The organism is Campylobacter magnus (genome assembly GCF_028649595.1).
Lineage (GTDB): Bacteria > Campylobacterota > Campylobacteria > Campylobacterales > Campylobacteraceae > Campylobacter > Campylobacter magnus.
The window spans coordinates 172,070-185,504 of the sequence record NZ_JAQSLK010000002.1 but is presented as its reverse complement, the minus strand read 5'-3'; the positions used below and the strand labels follow the sequence as shown (position 1 = coordinate 185,504).

Sequence of the window (13,435 nt, the reverse complement as noted above, 5' to 3'; positions counted from 1 at the left end):
TAAAAAATGAAATCTCATATAAAAACCGCTGAAATCATACTCTCAGCCTTGCCTTATATACAAAAGTTTCGTGGGCAAGTTTTTGTGATAAAATATGGTGGTGCAGCACAAACTGATGAGGGACTAAAAAGCGATTTTGCCCGTGATATCGTGCTTTTACAGCTTGTGGGTATAAAGGTAGTAATCGTCCATGGCGGCGGCAAAAAGATAAACTCACTGCTAGATAAACTTAACATAGAAAGCCACTTTGAAGATGGGCTAAGGGTGACTAACAAAGACACTATGGAAGTAGTAGAAATGGCACTAAGCGGACTAATAAATAAAGAAATCACAAGCCTGCTCGTAGCTCATGGCGCAAGGGCTGTGGGCATAAGCGGCAAGGATGATGGACTGCTTAGAGCATCTGCTTTTAACCTTGAAAAATACGGCTTTGTAGGCAAGATTGATGAGGTAAATGAAGCTGTGATAAATGCACTTCTTAAAGAAGACATTATCCCAGTAATCGCTCCAATCGCACTTGGCGCAAACGCTACTAGCTACAATATAAACGCAGATCTTGCAGCTAGCGCAATAGCTGCTAAGCTAAGGGCTAGCAAGGCTATATTTCTAAGCGATATAAAAGGTGTTTTGGATAAAAACGGCGAGCTAATAAGTAAGCTTGATGAGGCTAAAATAGCAGAGCTTAAAAGTGGTGGCACCATAAGCGGTGGTATGATACCAAAGCTAGAAGCTAGCTTAGAGTGCATAAAAGCAGGCGCAAAAGCTGTGCATATCATAGATGGGCGCGTGTCTCATTCGCTACTTTTAGAGATTTTTACTGATGAGGGCATAGGTAGCGTGATACGCTAAAATCTATAATAAAAGGATAAAAAATGCTAGTAAATACAAGATTACAAAACGGAGAAAGCCATGAGAGCGTAAGCTTTGAAGAGGCTATTCTCTCGCCGATGAGTGCTCATGGTGGGCTGTGGGCACCTGCGCATTTTGCCAAGCTTGATTTTGGCTCGCTTAGCAAAGACTACAAAGAACTAAGCCTACAAATCATTAGAGCCTTTGGGATAAATGAAAGCCTTGTTAAATCAGCCTTAGCTCGCTATGATAGCTTTGATAATGGGCAGGCTGTGGAGCTAAAAGAAATAAATGGACTTTTTATTAACGAGCTTTGGCATGGGCCAACTCGTGCTTTTAAGGATATGGCGTTGCAACCTTTTGGTGCTATTATGGACGAACTTGCTAGCAAAAAGGGCGAGAAATACCTCATCATCGTAGCCACTAGTGGAGATACTGGGCCAGCTACTTTACAAACCTTTAAAGGTAGCAAAAATGTCCGTGTAATCTGCCTATATCCAGATGGTGGCACAAGCCAGGTTCAGCGTCTTCAAATGCTTTCTTATAATAGCGAGCCAAACCTAAAAGTGCTTGGCATAAAAGGCAGCTTTGATGATGCGCAGCGCAGTCTAAAGAGCCTGCTTAGCAATGATGATTTTAAAGGCTTTTTAGCTAGCAAAGATCTTCATCTAAGTGCTGCAAACTCGGTTAATTTTGGTCGCATTTTATTTCAAATTATTTATCACATTTACGCTTTAATTAAAAGTGGCGCAAGTAAAGAAAATCCAAAAAATATCATCGTGCCAAGCGGAAACTTTGGCGATGCTCTGGGTGCGTATTACGCCCGTAAAATGGGCGCACCGATAGAAAAAATCGGCATCGCATCAAATGCTAATAATGTGCTAACTAGGCTAATAAATGAGGGCATTTATGACGCAAAAGATAAAGAGCTAATCCCCACTATTTCGCCTGCTATGGATATTTTGCTAAGCTCAAATATAGAAAGACTGCTTTTTGATCTTTTTGGTGCATACCGCACAAAAGAGCTAATGGATGAGCTAGCTAGCTCTAGATGCTACAAGCTAAGCGCAGGCGAGCTATCAAAAATACAGCAAATTTTTTATGCTGATTGGTGCAGCGATGATGAGTGTAAGGCTATAATCAAAAAATACGCTAGCATGGGCGAGCTAATAGACCCACACACAGCAACAGCTCTAAAAATGGCTCAAAACGGCGATATAATCGCTTCAACAGCGCAGTGGGTGAAATTTGCCCCAAGTATGAAAATCGCAATTGACGGAGTACCTTGCGATGATGAAAAAGAAACGCTAACTAGCCTTGCTGCTAAGTTTAATGTCTGCTTGCCAAGTGCAATTTTAGCGTTATTTGATGGGACTTTGCCACCTGCGCAAATCTGCGAAAAAACTGAGATAGAGAGTGTTATCAAGGACTGGCTAAAATGATAATCATCCCAGCACGCCTTGCTAGCACAAGGTTTAAAGAAAAAATTCTTTGTGATATCGGTGGCGAGCCGATGTTTGTCGCAACTGCTAAAAATGCGCTAAAAGTTAGCGATGATGTGGTAGTAGCCTGCGATGATGAGAGCGTAGAGAAAATCGCAAAAAAGCACGGCATAAAAGCGGTGATGACAAGCAAAGAACACGAAAGCGGAAGCGATAGAATAAATGAGGCCTGCGCTAGCCTAGGGCTAAGAGATGATGAAATAGTAATAAATATCCAAGCTGATGAGCCCTTTTTTGAGCTTGAAAATTTGACCAAGTTTATAGACTTTGCTAGAAGTTCTATAAAAAATGGAGCTTTTATGGCAAGCTGTTTTAAGGGCATTGATTTTAAAAGCGCAAGTGATCCAAATATCGTAAAAGTCGTGCTTGATAGCAATTTAAATGCGCTGTATTTTTCTCGCTCACTCATACCTTATGCTAGAGACGAGAAAGAGCGCGCAAGCCGTGAGTATTTCGGGCATATCGGCATTTATGCTTATAGCGTGGCTACTTTAAGGGCGTTTTGCGTCTTTAATGATAGGGTGCTTGAAAATACTGAAAAGTTAGAGCAACTTCGTGCCCTAAGCGCAGGGCAAAAAATCGCTATGCTAAAAATAAACACAAAAAGCATGGGAATTGATACCAAAGAAGACTACGAAAAAGCCGCTAAAATCTATGGCTTTGAAGCAAAAATCTAGGAATTTTGAAATTCCGTCATTGCGAGGCTTTGAAAAGCCGAAGCAATCTCTATAAAAATCCCCCGACCTGTCTTGTGTCATCCTCTGACTTGACCAGAGGATCTCATCATAGAGAATTCTAAAATTCCGTCATTGCGGAATTCCGTCATTGCAAGGCTTTGAAAAGCCGAAGTAATCTCACTTAAGGCTTAATAAATGAGATTGCTTCGCTTCGCTCGCAATGACGAATTTTGGGGAATTTTAAAATTCCTAAGCAAAAATCTAGAAATTCTAGAATAAAAAGAATGAAATTCTAGAATTCCTAAATGCTAAAATTCTAGGAATTCTAGATTTTAAGAATTTCTACAAGAAATTCCAAATTGTAAGAATTTCTAAGCAAAATTCTAGGAATTCTAGATTGTAAGAATTTCTACAAGGAATTCTAGAATTCCCAGAATAAAAACTAGAATTTCTAAGCTAGAATCTAGGAATTCTAGATTGTAAGAATTCCTGTAATAAAAACTAGAATTCCTAGAACATAAACTAGAATTCCTAAGAAAAATTCTAGAATTCCTAAATGCTAAAATTCTAGGAATTCTAGATTGCAAGAATTCCTACAAGGAATTCTAGAATTCCCAGAATAAAAACTAAAATTCCTAGAATAAAATCTAGAATTCCTAGAGTTTTAAAATACCCCCTAACCCCCAAAAACTAGAATTCCTATAATAAAATCTAGAATTCCTAAGCTAAAATCTAGAATTCCTAAGATTTCAGCACTCTTTTGTTTTCTATTTTTTCTATTCTTTCATCATTATCAAGGGCTTCTAAGTATGCTATGGTGTATTTTCTGCTAAGATTTAAAAAGTCCTTTGCGTTGCTTACATCAGCGTATCCATCGCGCGCGATTAGCTCCAAAAGACGCTTTTTTGCAAGAGCAAGGTTTTTTGCACTGATGAAAAGATTATGCTCTAGCCTTACTACCACGCCTCTTGCGGTCAGCCTTTTTAGCGCATCATCGCCAGCCTTTCTATCACACTCAAAAATATCATAGATATTATAAGGCGCAAGTGGGGCTAGCTCGCCCCTTTCAATCTCCCTTAAAATGCCTTCTTCTAAGCTTTCTTTAAGTTTGCTAAAATCAGCACCTTTTTTGAAATACAGACCATTTTCAAAATCCAGCTCGCTTTTCATCTCATCAATTGCCATCCCAGCAAGCATTTTGCTAGCCCAAGGCAGTTTTAGTGCCACTGATGAGGCTGAAAACATTGCTAGTTCGTTTTTTGAGATAATAAAGCGTATGAAGTCCTTTAAACTCTCTTTTGCGCTAGTATCATAGACATTTAGCTCATCTTCATCTATAATAGCGTTTTTTAGCTCTTTTGCGATTTTTAAAGCACTACTTGGCAAAATGCCAAAGCGCTGGGCCGCGCAAAGCAAGCCAAAGCCCTTTTCGTGCGTGTTTTTAAGCAGTTCAAACGCCCCCAAAAAATCATGCTCTAAAAGCATAGTAAGTAGCTCTATTTTTGCTCTTTTTTTCAGCGGTTCGCTAATAGGATTTAGCACCCTGCCCCCACCTAGCAAAGCTCCACCACCAAGCAAAACAAAACGCTCATCAAAGCTAGCAAAAACCTCTTTATCAAGCTTTAAGGTAATAAAATAACTCTCGTTTTTCTCGCCTTCTTTTTTGCTTGAAAGCACGCTTGCTTTAGCGTTTATGCTCTTTGTGCCTATACACAAACTTACTTCTGCGCCGTGCGTTATAGAGCCAAAAAACACGCAATCAAGCTCTTTAAAGCCCCTAAAATTGCCCTTTTTACTGATAAAATCGCCTTTTTTGATTTTATAGGCTAGGGGCGAGCTAATGTTTATCGCTACTCTTTGGGCGTTATTTGCCACGCTTACTGGCTTATCATGGACTTGCATAGAGCGGATGCCAAACTCTACGCCTGCATCGTAGTCATAGAGCTTTCCTCCAAGTTCTATACTAGAGCCAAGCAAGGTACCAGTAGCCACTAGCCCTGCGCCTTTTATGTTAAAAAGCCTATCTATATAGTAGCGTGGCAAGCAAGAGTTTTGCGCATTTTCAATACGCAAAGCAAGCAAAAACTGCCTAAGCGCCTCAATGCTACTGCTATCAAAAATGCTAAGCTCAAAGCTTTTTAAAACATCAAAATCATATTTTTTTAGCTCTGCTAGGCTAGTAGACTTTGAGTGCGAGATCTGCTCTTTGCTTGCTATATCGCATTTTGTGATACATAAAATTATTTTTTTTATCCCAAGGAATTCTAGAATTTTTATATGCTCCAAGCTCTGGGCTTTTAGCCCTTCTGTGCTGCTAACTACTAGCAAAGCGCCCTGCGCTCCAAAAGCTCCTGAAATCATCGTTTTAAGCAAATTTTCATGCCCTGGCACATCTATAAAGGCTATATTTGCGCCGTTTTTTTCTAAATGCGAAAAACTTAGATCTATAGTAATCCCACGGCGTTTTTCTTCGTCTGTGCTATCGCCCTCAAAGCCATTTAGCGCCTTTATAAGAGCGGTTTTGCCATGGTCTATATGCCCAGCACTTGCTAACAAAATACTACTCATCTTGCCCACCAAAAATACTATTTATAGCTGTAATCAAGGCACTCTCATCACTAGGCAAAACAGAGCGTAAATCAAGCAAAAAACACTGATTTTCTATGCGGCCTATCACGCCTTTTTGGCGAAATTCACGCTCTAGGTTTTCTATTTTTTGCCCCTTTTGGGCTCTAAAGGCAAGTGCTACGCTTTGTATTTTTACATTTGGCAGGGTTCCACCACCACCAAAAGTCGCTGTATCAATGATGCTAGCTATATTTTTACAAGAATTATTTATGCGCTTTGCCACGCTTTTAAGCTCGCTAGTGCTGCGTGAGAGCAAAAAGATAGTAGGCACGCTATCATAGTCTTTATCTAGATATGAGAGCACCGTGCTTGCTAGCAAGGCAAGAGTGATTTTATCACTTCTTAGCATACGCAAAAGCTGATTTTTTCTAAGTTTTGCGATGAGTTCTTTTTTGCCTAGTATTATGCCAGCTTGGACTGAGCCAAAGAGCTTATCTCCGCTAAAACTTAGCAAATCCACGCCTGTTTTAATCAGCTTTTGGGGCACAGGCTCAGAATTAAAACACGCTAAGCTAGAGGCCGCCCCACCGCCAAGGTCGTAGTAGCTGATGATGCCACGCTCTTTTGCTAATTTTGCTATGTCTTCTAGGCTTGTATCTTGCTTGAAGCCTACTATATCAAAGTTTGAGCGGTGGACTTTTACTAGCATTTTTGTATTTTCGTCCAAAGCATTTTCATAGTCGCTTAGGCGAGTTTTGTTCGTGGTGCCAACCTCAGCTAAAATCGCTCCGCTTTCTTTCATCACCTCAGGCACTCTAAATCCACCGCCGATTTCTACTAGCTCACCACGGCTAAGCACGCACCTGCCACCTTTGCCAAAGGTATTTAGCACTAAAAACACAGCCGAGGCGTTATTATTTACAACTAGCGCATCCTCACAGCCAAAAAGAGTGCTTAGCAAATATCCAGTGTAGTCATAGCGGTTGCCACGGCTGCCACTTTCAAGGTCGTATTCTAAATTTGAGTAAGAACAAGCAATTTGCTTAGCTCTTTGCCAGGATTTTTCATCTATTACGCTACGGCCTAGATTTGTGTGCATTACGATGCCAGTTGCGTTTATTAGCGGTTTTAGGGCTTTTTTCTCAAAGGCTTTGTAGTTTTTGTTTATTTGGGCGTAGATTTTTTCTTCGTTTATTTCTTCATCTTTTGAATTTGAGCGAATAGAGTTTAAAAGCTCTCTTGAAATTCTAGCTAAAATGCCTTTATTATAATCTTTAAAAGGCTTATGATTTAATATTTTATCAATTTGTGGCAAAGTACGCAAGTTTTGCATAATAACTCCAAGTAAAGTGGTTTTTACTAATTATAGCTTTTTTAAAGGCAATTTTTGTATAATTTTGCTATTTTTTTAAAGCTTAAAAGGATAAAAAATGAAAGAATTTGCCTATTTTGGCAAGCCAGCTTTGCCTCTTGGCGATGAGATAGAGTGTGAAGCAAAGCATGAAAACTACTACCTTATAGCCAACAAACCTGCGCCAAATACCCAAATACACGCAAGAGAGATTGATTATTACCTTGAAAGTAGCGACGAGGACGCATTAGAAGTTAGCAAAAATGTTAGCATTTTATACGAGGCAAGAGCCTTAGCCTTTGATGGTTCTAAGTTTGAAAAATACAGCAAAACAGTGGGTAAAAGGGTGCTTTTTATAGGCACTACCCCTGATATGAGCCTTAAAGCAAGCTTAGAAAAGCTAGATTTTAAAGTTATTTGCTTGGATGAGATTAAATTTATCTACGGCTGTGCGGGCGAGCTTTGCGCTATAATAGAACAAGGCTTAGAACAAGCTGAAGTTGAGTGCGATTTTGCCGTGTTTTTTGGAGGATGTGAAAGCTGGGCTACTAGGCAAAGCGGCTGTTTTGATGCTAGTGCCATAAGTGCGAAGGAAATTCTAGAATTCCTTAGCTCTCATGTTCCAAACTACACTTATCAAAACTACATTTTTTGCCAAAATGATGCTTGTTTATACCATCACAAGCGTGGAGATGTTTGTTCAAAATGTGTAGAGCTTTGTCCTACGGTGGCGATTTTAAAAAACGAGGATGAAAAAGAACTAGTTTTTAGTCCCATTGACTGCATTGCTTGTGGGCGTTGTGTTTCAATCTGTCCTAGCGGGGCGATAGATAATGCAGTGATTACTAGGACTAGCTTTGAAGCTCTTGGCAGACTCTTTAAATCTAGAATTCCTATAATAGCAAAAGATGGTTTTTTGCCCAAAGTGCGCTTTAAAAACTCGGTTTTGCCGCTAGTGCTACCAAGCGATGGAATTTTAGATTTTAATAATATTTTAAGCTTAGTTTTAGGCTGTGGCGGAGAGATTTTTATATTTTTACCAAATATGCCTAAGGCTAGCAAAGAGGCAATCGCTTTGGCAAATGAGATTTTTAAAGCTAGATTTGGCTGTGAGCTTGTGCGTGTTTTTGATGATGAAATAAGCTTACAAGAAGCTATTAGCAAAGCTAGATATAAAAATATAGGCGAGTTTGAGCTGGGTATTTATCCAAATAAAGCTAGTGCTATCTCAGCCAAGCTTGCTCTTATCGCTGGTTCTTTGGACTTGGGCGAGTTTAGCACCTATGAGAGCACAGCGCATGGCAAAATCAGCGTGGATGAGAGCAAATGCACGCTTTGTGCCTCTTGTGCTGGGGCTTGCCCAACATCTGCTCTTATCACTGATAGCGCAAATAACGCTCTGTGCTTTAATGAAAGCCTTTGTATAGGTTGTGGCTACTGCGTGATTAGCTGCGCTGAGAGTGATACTATTAGCCTTAAAAAGGGCAAAATGCATATAAACACAGAGTTTTTTAAGCCAAAAGAACTAGCCAAAGATGAGCTATTTGCCTGCGTGGAGTGTGGCAAGGAGTTTGCTACCAAAAAAGCAGTAGAAAAAATCGCTAGCATACTAACACCAGCATTTAGTGGCGATGAGAAAAAGCTTCGCACGCTATATTGCTGTGCTGAGTGTAAAGCAAAGCTAATGATTTTATCTCAAAGTGATGTGGGAGTGCTAGATGTTTGATACTGATGTTTTAAGGGCTAGGGCTAGATTTTATGAGTTTTTTTCTTATGCGTTTTTTTATGATGAAAAGGGCAAAGGCTTTGCAAACTGGCAAGAACAAGCGAAGTTTTTTAGCCAAAATGAGCTAGGCTGTGATTTTGAGCCTATTTTAAAGGCTGATTTTACTAGCTTTAAAGCTGAGCAAAATGCTGTGCTTTTTGATTTAAGCTACGCAAATGTGCCCTTAAATGCGTCGTTTTATGATGAGGGCAGAGATAATGGCAAAAAAAGAGTAGAAGCAATAGCCGTGCTAAAAAACTCAAATTTGCGCAGAAATATTGAAAAATGCTCTGAGAGCGAGGATTTTATCGGCTTTTTGTTTTTGATGATGAAAGAGTTTTTAGAAGGGCAAATAAAAGGGCAAGAAAATGCCAGTCAAAACGCAAAAGATACCTTTGAATACCTAATAAATCCTTGTATAGACGAGCTTTGCGAGCTTTTGGGCTCTCATGAAGACAGCTGTATTTTTAAGGCTTTAGCGCAGATTATAGCTTGGTTTGTGAATTTAGAGCGTGCTTATTATGCGCTAAATGCACCGCAAAAGGCGCAAATCAGCGTGGCAAAAGAGGCTATGAATATGCGTCCGCACTCAAGCAAGATGCCAACAGCAAAATCAAAGCTAAACTGGGATGAATTTACTAGTTTGTAGGGAATTCTAGGGAATTCTAGATTTTAGGAATTCTAAATTCTAGGGAATTCTAGAATTCCCTAGAATTTAAATTATGCCATATTTGCACCAGTATTATCGCTGCTTTGCCCTGCGTATATTACCATAGCTATTAGCAAGGCTATTACTGATAGCAGTATTATCATTGCGCTCATTATTTTAATCTCCCTATTTCTTTTGCGGTTTTGTTTATGTGGTACTGAGCTATAGCTATGCCTACTGCTATAGCGACTAAAGCTATAATCCCAGTAATACGAAGCATCGCATCTAAACTTTCATAGCTTACAAACAGCCAGCCAGTAACCCCTAGAAGTCCAGCCAAAAGAGCGTTTAAATAATTTTGTATATTATTTGCTTTTATATTTAGTTCATCTTTTTTACTCATGGCACAATTATAGCAGATTTTTAAGCAATTTTTAGATTCTAGTGCTTTAAAAATACCCCCTAACCCCTAAAAAGACTAGAAAAATTCGCTAGGAATTCTAGAATTCCCTAGATTTTATGCTAAAATTGCGCTTTTATTAAAGGATAATTTATGAATAGACAAAGTTGGAGTTCACAATTTACCTATATTTTGGCGGTGGCTGGGGCTACTGTGGGCTTTGGTGCTACTTGGCGTTTTCCTTATTTAGTGGGGCAAAATGGCGGTGGAGCGTATGTGCTAGTATTTATCATCGCTATGATTGTAATTGGCGTGCCTATGCTACTTGTTGAAAACGCTATTGGTCGCAGAGCGCATACAAACGCAATTGATGCTTTTGACGGCGAAGTAAATGGCAAAAAAATCTCAAAGCTTTGGCGCATTGTAGGATATAGCGGTATTGTCGGTGCTTTTGGCATTATGGCTTATTATATGGTTATTGGCGGCTGGGTGATTGATTATATTTATAGCATTATTTCAGGCACTCTTAACCTTGGGGGCGGCGTGCTAAGTGCTGATGTTACAGCTAGTTTTTATGAAGAGCAAATAAACGGCTCGCCTATTGCTATTAGCATTATGACGCTGATTTTTGTGCTTATAAATTATATTATTTTAACAAGTGGGGCTATAAAGGGCTTGGAGCTAGCTGCTAAATATCTTATGCCGCTACTTTTTTTGCTTATGCTTGGTATGGTGGCAAAAAATCTTAGCTTAGATGGCGCAATGGAGGGTATAAAATACTATCTTACGCCTGATTTTAGCAAGATTAGCTCAGGGCTATTTATAGATGTGCTAGGACAGGTGTTTTTTGCGCTTAGTCTTGGTTTTGCTACTATTCTTACGCTCTCAAGCTTTGTGAAAAAAGATGAAAGCCTAGTTAGCACTTCGGTTTTTACAGGCACTTTAAACACGCTAATTGCCGTGGTGGCTGGATTTATGATATTTCCATCGCTTTTTACCTTTGGTATAGAGCCAAATGCTGGGCCAAATCTAGTTTTTAAAAGCCTACCGATAGTATTTTCTAGTATGACTGGCGGGACGATTTTTGCGCTTATGTTTTTTGCGCTTTTGCTTTTTGCAGCACTTACTACTTCGCTGCCTATTTATGAGGCTATAATAACGGCCTTAGAAGAAAAAACAAAGCTTAAAAGGCAAAGCTGTATTTTGCTAACTCTTGGCGTGATTTTTGTGCTTGGCAATATCCCTTGTGCGCTCTCATCAAATGTGCTAGCTGATGTTAGGGTATTTGGCATGAGTATTTTTGATGCTTTTGATAATATTTCAGCAAATATTTTCTTTGTGCTAACTTCACTATTTTCAGCTCTTTTTGTAGGCTGGGTTTTGGGTGATGAGGCAAAAAAAGAGGTGCTAAGGGGCAGCGAAAAATACGCCAAGATAGTAGATTTTTGGTTTGTTTATGTTAAGTTTATCGTGCCTTTTGTTATACTTGTGGTTTTCATTAGTAGTTTTTATAAAAGTTTTATAGGATAGAGATGTTAGAGATTTTAGTAGGAATTTATGCCATTTATACGCTCTTAGAGCTAGTTTTACACGGCCTTGAGCTTGGTTTTATAAAAAAGCGTATGAGCGGGGAGGCTGTGATTTTAAGCAAACAGCAGTTTATAGCTAGCGCAAATGCTAGCATAGCAAAGCTAAAATTTAAGCTTTTTTCGCTTTGTTATGCTTTTTTGCTACTTGTTTTTTGGCTATTTTGGGGACTTGGGGCATTAAGACAGCTCTTTGAGACTAGTGTTGATTTGAGTGGAATTTTAGCGCAAATGCTTTATTTTTCACTATTTTTAGCTCTCTCAGAGCTGCTTTCATTGCCACTTGAAATATACGAAAAGTTTGTGCTAGATAAAAAACTAGGATTTAGCAATATAACAGCCCCGCTTTTTATCAGCGATTTTATAAAAAAGCTTGTGCTTGTGGCTATTTTTGCTGCGCTTGGAGCTGGGCTTTTTATGCTTTGTTATGATTTTCTTGGGCCATTTTGGTGGCTGTGGGCGTGGGCTTTGGCCTTTGGGATAATCTTGCTTGCAAATCTCATTTATCCTACGATAATTGCGCCTATTTTTAACAAAACTAAACCATTAGAAAATAGCGAGCTAAAAGCTAGCATTGAGAGTTTGCTAGATTCTTGTGGGTTTAAAAGCAGTGGTGTTTTTATCATGGATGCTAGCAAGCGTGATAACCGCTTAAATGCGTATTTTGGCGGACTTGGGGCCTCGAAGCGAGTTGTGCTTTTTGATACGCTAATTAACAAACTAAGCCAAGCTGAGATAATCGCTGTTCTAGCTCACGAACTAGGGCATTTTAAGCACAAAGATATTATTAAAAACATAGTTTTTATGGGCGTTATGCTTTTTGTGTTTTTTGGAATTTTGGGGGCATTAGATGCTAGTGTGTATGGCGTCCTTGGCCTTGGTTCTAGCTCTCTTGCATTGCTTGTGTTTTTCATGCTTTTCTCGCCTGTACTGGGGGCTATTTTTATGCCTGTAATGAGTGCATTTTCGCGCTCACATGAGTTTGGGGCTGATAGCTTTGCTGCAAAAAACTCAACCAAAGCCGACATAATAAACGCTCTAAAAAAGCTAGGCAGTGAAAATAAAGCTTTTCCGCTCTCTCATCCACTATACAGCGCTATTTATCACAGCCACCCAAGCCTTAAAGAGAGGATAAGCGCACTTGAAAATCTCTGAGGCTCTCAGGCACGCAGGGCTTAGCAGTGCTGTTCTTAGGCGCATTCTTTGCGAGCTTTTGGGCTGTTCTTTTGAGAAGCTTTTTTTGCTAGCTAATGATAGCCTAAGCGCAGAACAAGAGAGATGCTTTTTGCAGATTTGCTCGCTTTTTAGCTCTGGGGTGCCGCTAGAGTATATTTTTGGGCGAGCAAGCTTTATGGGGAGAGAGTTTGATGTTAGCCCTGCTGTGCTTATCCCAAGGGATGAAACTGAGATTTTAGTGCTAAAATGCCTTGAAATATCTAAAAACTTTAATGAACCTGTGATTTTTGATATTTGCACAGGTAGTGGCATAATTGCTATTAGTCTAGCACTTGCTCTAAAAAAAGCTAAAATCTACGCAAGCGACATCAGCCCTGCTGCGCTTAAAATCGCTAAGCAAAATGCTAAAAAACTAGGCGCAGAAAATATAGAGTTTTTGTGCGGAGACTTGCTTGATAAACTGCCGCCAAAAGCTGATATAATCGTCTCAAATCCACCTTATATAGCAAATGATTATAAGCTTGATATTTGGCTTAGGGCTGAGCCTAGCTTGGCTCTTTTTGGCGGGGTTAGAGGCGATGAGATTTTAAAACGCTTGGTAGAACAAAGCGTGGGCAGGACGCAATATCTGCTTTGTGAAATGGGCTATGATCAAAAAAACTCTATGCAAAAGGCTTTAAGCAAACACGGCGCAAAATGCGAGTTTTACAAAGACTTAGCTGGATTTGATAGAGGTTTTGTAGCGCAGTTTTTCTAGGAATTCTAGAATTCTAAGTTAGGAATTCTAGTTTTAGCATAGGAATTCTAGAATTCATCCCACGACTTGATCAGGGGATCTCATCACAAATAATCTAGAATTCCATATAGAGATCCTCGGGTTAACCCCGAGAATGACATAGTAGGGAATTCTAG

11 protein-coding genes are annotated in these 13,435 nt (G+C 39.5%); 8 read left to right on the top strand and 3 right to left on the bottom strand.

Annotation, left to right across the window (positions count from 1 at the left end):
• Window positions 1-6: 6 nt before the first annotated feature.
• The 3 genes from argB to kdsB are packed head-to-tail and all read left to right on the top strand — an operon-like array spanning window position 7 to window position 3,028.
• On the top strand, window positions 7-849 hold the full coding sequence (gene argB, locus PTQ34_RS03435; protein ID WP_273932129.1) for an acetylglutamate kinase: 843 nt from the start codon (window positions 7-9) through the stop codon (window positions 847-849).
• A gap of 23 nt (window positions 850-872) precedes the next feature.
• Entirely contained in the window at window positions 873-2,291 is a 1,419-nt protein-coding gene (thrC, locus tag PTQ34_RS03430) for a threonine synthase (RefSeq protein ID WP_273932128.1), read from the top strand.
• Window positions 2,288-3,028 (top strand): 3-deoxy-manno-octulosonate cytidylyltransferase, encoded by a 741-nt coding sequence (kdsB, locus tag PTQ34_RS03425; RefSeq protein ID WP_273932127.1) that lies wholly within the window; start codon window positions 2,288-2,290, stop codon window positions 3,026-3,028. Before thrC ends, kdsB begins: the two co-directional genes overlap by 4 nt.
• A gap of 741 nt (window positions 3,029-3,769) precedes the next feature.
• Here kdsB and selB read toward each other — a convergent pair.
• Together selB and selA are read right to left on the bottom strand one after the other, a co-directional pair.
• A complete protein-coding gene (selB, locus tag PTQ34_RS03420; protein ID WP_273932126.1) occupies window positions 3,770-5,596 on the bottom strand; it encodes a selenocysteine-specific translation elongation factor in 1,827 nt (608 codons plus the stop codon).
• Window positions 5,589-6,932, bottom strand: a complete 1,344-nt coding sequence (selA, locus tag PTQ34_RS03415) for an L-seryl-tRNA(Sec) selenium transferase (RefSeq protein ID WP_404814902.1) — start codon at window positions 6,930-6,932, stop codon at window positions 5,589-5,591. Before selA ends, selB begins: the two co-directional genes overlap by 8 nt.
• 94 nt (window positions 6,933-7,026) lie before the next feature.
• On the opposite strand from selA, the gene PTQ34_RS03410 reads away from it, so the two are divergent.
• Both PTQ34_RS03410 and PTQ34_RS03405 read left to right on the top strand, forming a co-directional pair.
• Window positions 7,027-8,673, top strand: coding sequence for a 4Fe-4S binding protein (locus PTQ34_RS03410; protein ID WP_273932124.1), 1,647 nt, complete (start codon window positions 7,027-7,029; stop codon window positions 8,671-8,673).
• A complete protein-coding gene (locus PTQ34_RS03405; RefSeq protein WP_273932123.1) occupies window positions 8,666-9,361 on the top strand; it encodes a TorD/DmsD family molecular chaperone in 696 nt (231 codons plus the stop codon). Before PTQ34_RS03410 ends, PTQ34_RS03405 begins: the two co-directional genes overlap by 8 nt.
• A gap of 172 nt (window positions 9,362-9,533) precedes the next feature.
• Here the strand turns inward: PTQ34_RS03405 and PTQ34_RS03400 are convergent, their stop codons facing one another.
• Entirely contained in the window at window positions 9,534-9,764 is a 231-nt protein-coding gene (locus tag PTQ34_RS03400; RefSeq protein ID WP_273932122.1) for a hypothetical protein, read from the bottom strand.
• Between the two features lie 150 nt (window positions 9,765-9,914).
• Here PTQ34_RS03400 and PTQ34_RS03395 point away from each other — a divergent pair, with 150 nt between their 5' ends.
• The 3 genes from PTQ34_RS03395 to prmC are packed head-to-tail and all read left to right on the top strand — an operon-like array spanning window position 9,915 to window position 13,280.
• Window positions 9,915-11,291 (top strand): sodium-dependent transporter, encoded by a 1,377-nt coding sequence (locus tag PTQ34_RS03395; RefSeq protein ID WP_273932121.1) that lies wholly within the window; start codon window positions 9,915-9,917, stop codon window positions 11,289-11,291.
• A gap of 2 nt (window positions 11,292-11,293) precedes the next feature.
• Window positions 11,294-12,502, top strand: a complete 1,209-nt coding sequence (locus PTQ34_RS03390) for a M48 family metallopeptidase (protein WP_273932120.1) — start codon at window positions 11,294-11,296, stop codon at window positions 12,500-12,502.
• Window positions 12,489-13,280 carry a peptide chain release factor N(5)-glutamine methyltransferase gene (gene prmC / locus PTQ34_RS03385; RefSeq protein WP_273932119.1) on the top strand — a complete coding sequence of 264 codons (792 nt, stop codon included), beginning with the start codon at window positions 12,489-12,491 and terminating at the stop codon, window positions 13,278-13,280. Before PTQ34_RS03390 ends, prmC begins: the two co-directional genes overlap by 14 nt.
• Window positions 13,281-13,435 lie beyond the last annotated feature (155 nt).

Bases quoted from the DNA above. Each gene is read 5' to 3' on its own strand.
- argB (WP_273932129.1), top strand. From the start codon at position 7: ATGAAATCTCATATAAAAACCGCTGAAATCATACTCTCAGCCTTGCCT.
- thrC (WP_273932128.1), top strand. From the start codon at position 873: ATGCTAGTAAATACAAGATTACAAAACGGAGAAAGCCATGAGAGCGTA.
- kdsB (WP_273932127.1), top strand. From the start codon at position 2,288: ATGATAATCATCCCAGCACGCCTTGCTAGCACAAGGTTTAAAGAAAAA.
- selB (WP_273932126.1), bottom strand. From the start codon at position 5,596: ATGAGTAGTATTTTGTTAGCAAGTGCTGGGCATATAGACCATGGCAAA.
- PTQ34_RS03410 (WP_273932124.1), top strand. From the start codon at position 7,027: ATGAAAGAATTTGCCTATTTTGGCAAGCCAGCTTTGCCTCTTGGCGAT.
- PTQ34_RS03405 (WP_273932123.1), top strand. From the start codon at position 8,666: ATGTTTGATACTGATGTTTTAAGGGCTAGGGCTAGATTTTATGAGTTT.
- PTQ34_RS03400 (WP_273932122.1), bottom strand. From the start codon at position 9,764: ATGAGTAAAAAAGATGAACTAAATATAAAAGCAAATAATATACAAAAT.
- PTQ34_RS03395 (WP_273932121.1), top strand. From the start codon at position 9,915: ATGAATAGACAAAGTTGGAGTTCACAATTTACCTATATTTTGGCGGTG.
- PTQ34_RS03390 (WP_273932120.1), top strand. From the start codon at position 11,294: ATGTTAGAGATTTTAGTAGGAATTTATGCCATTTATACGCTCTTAGAG.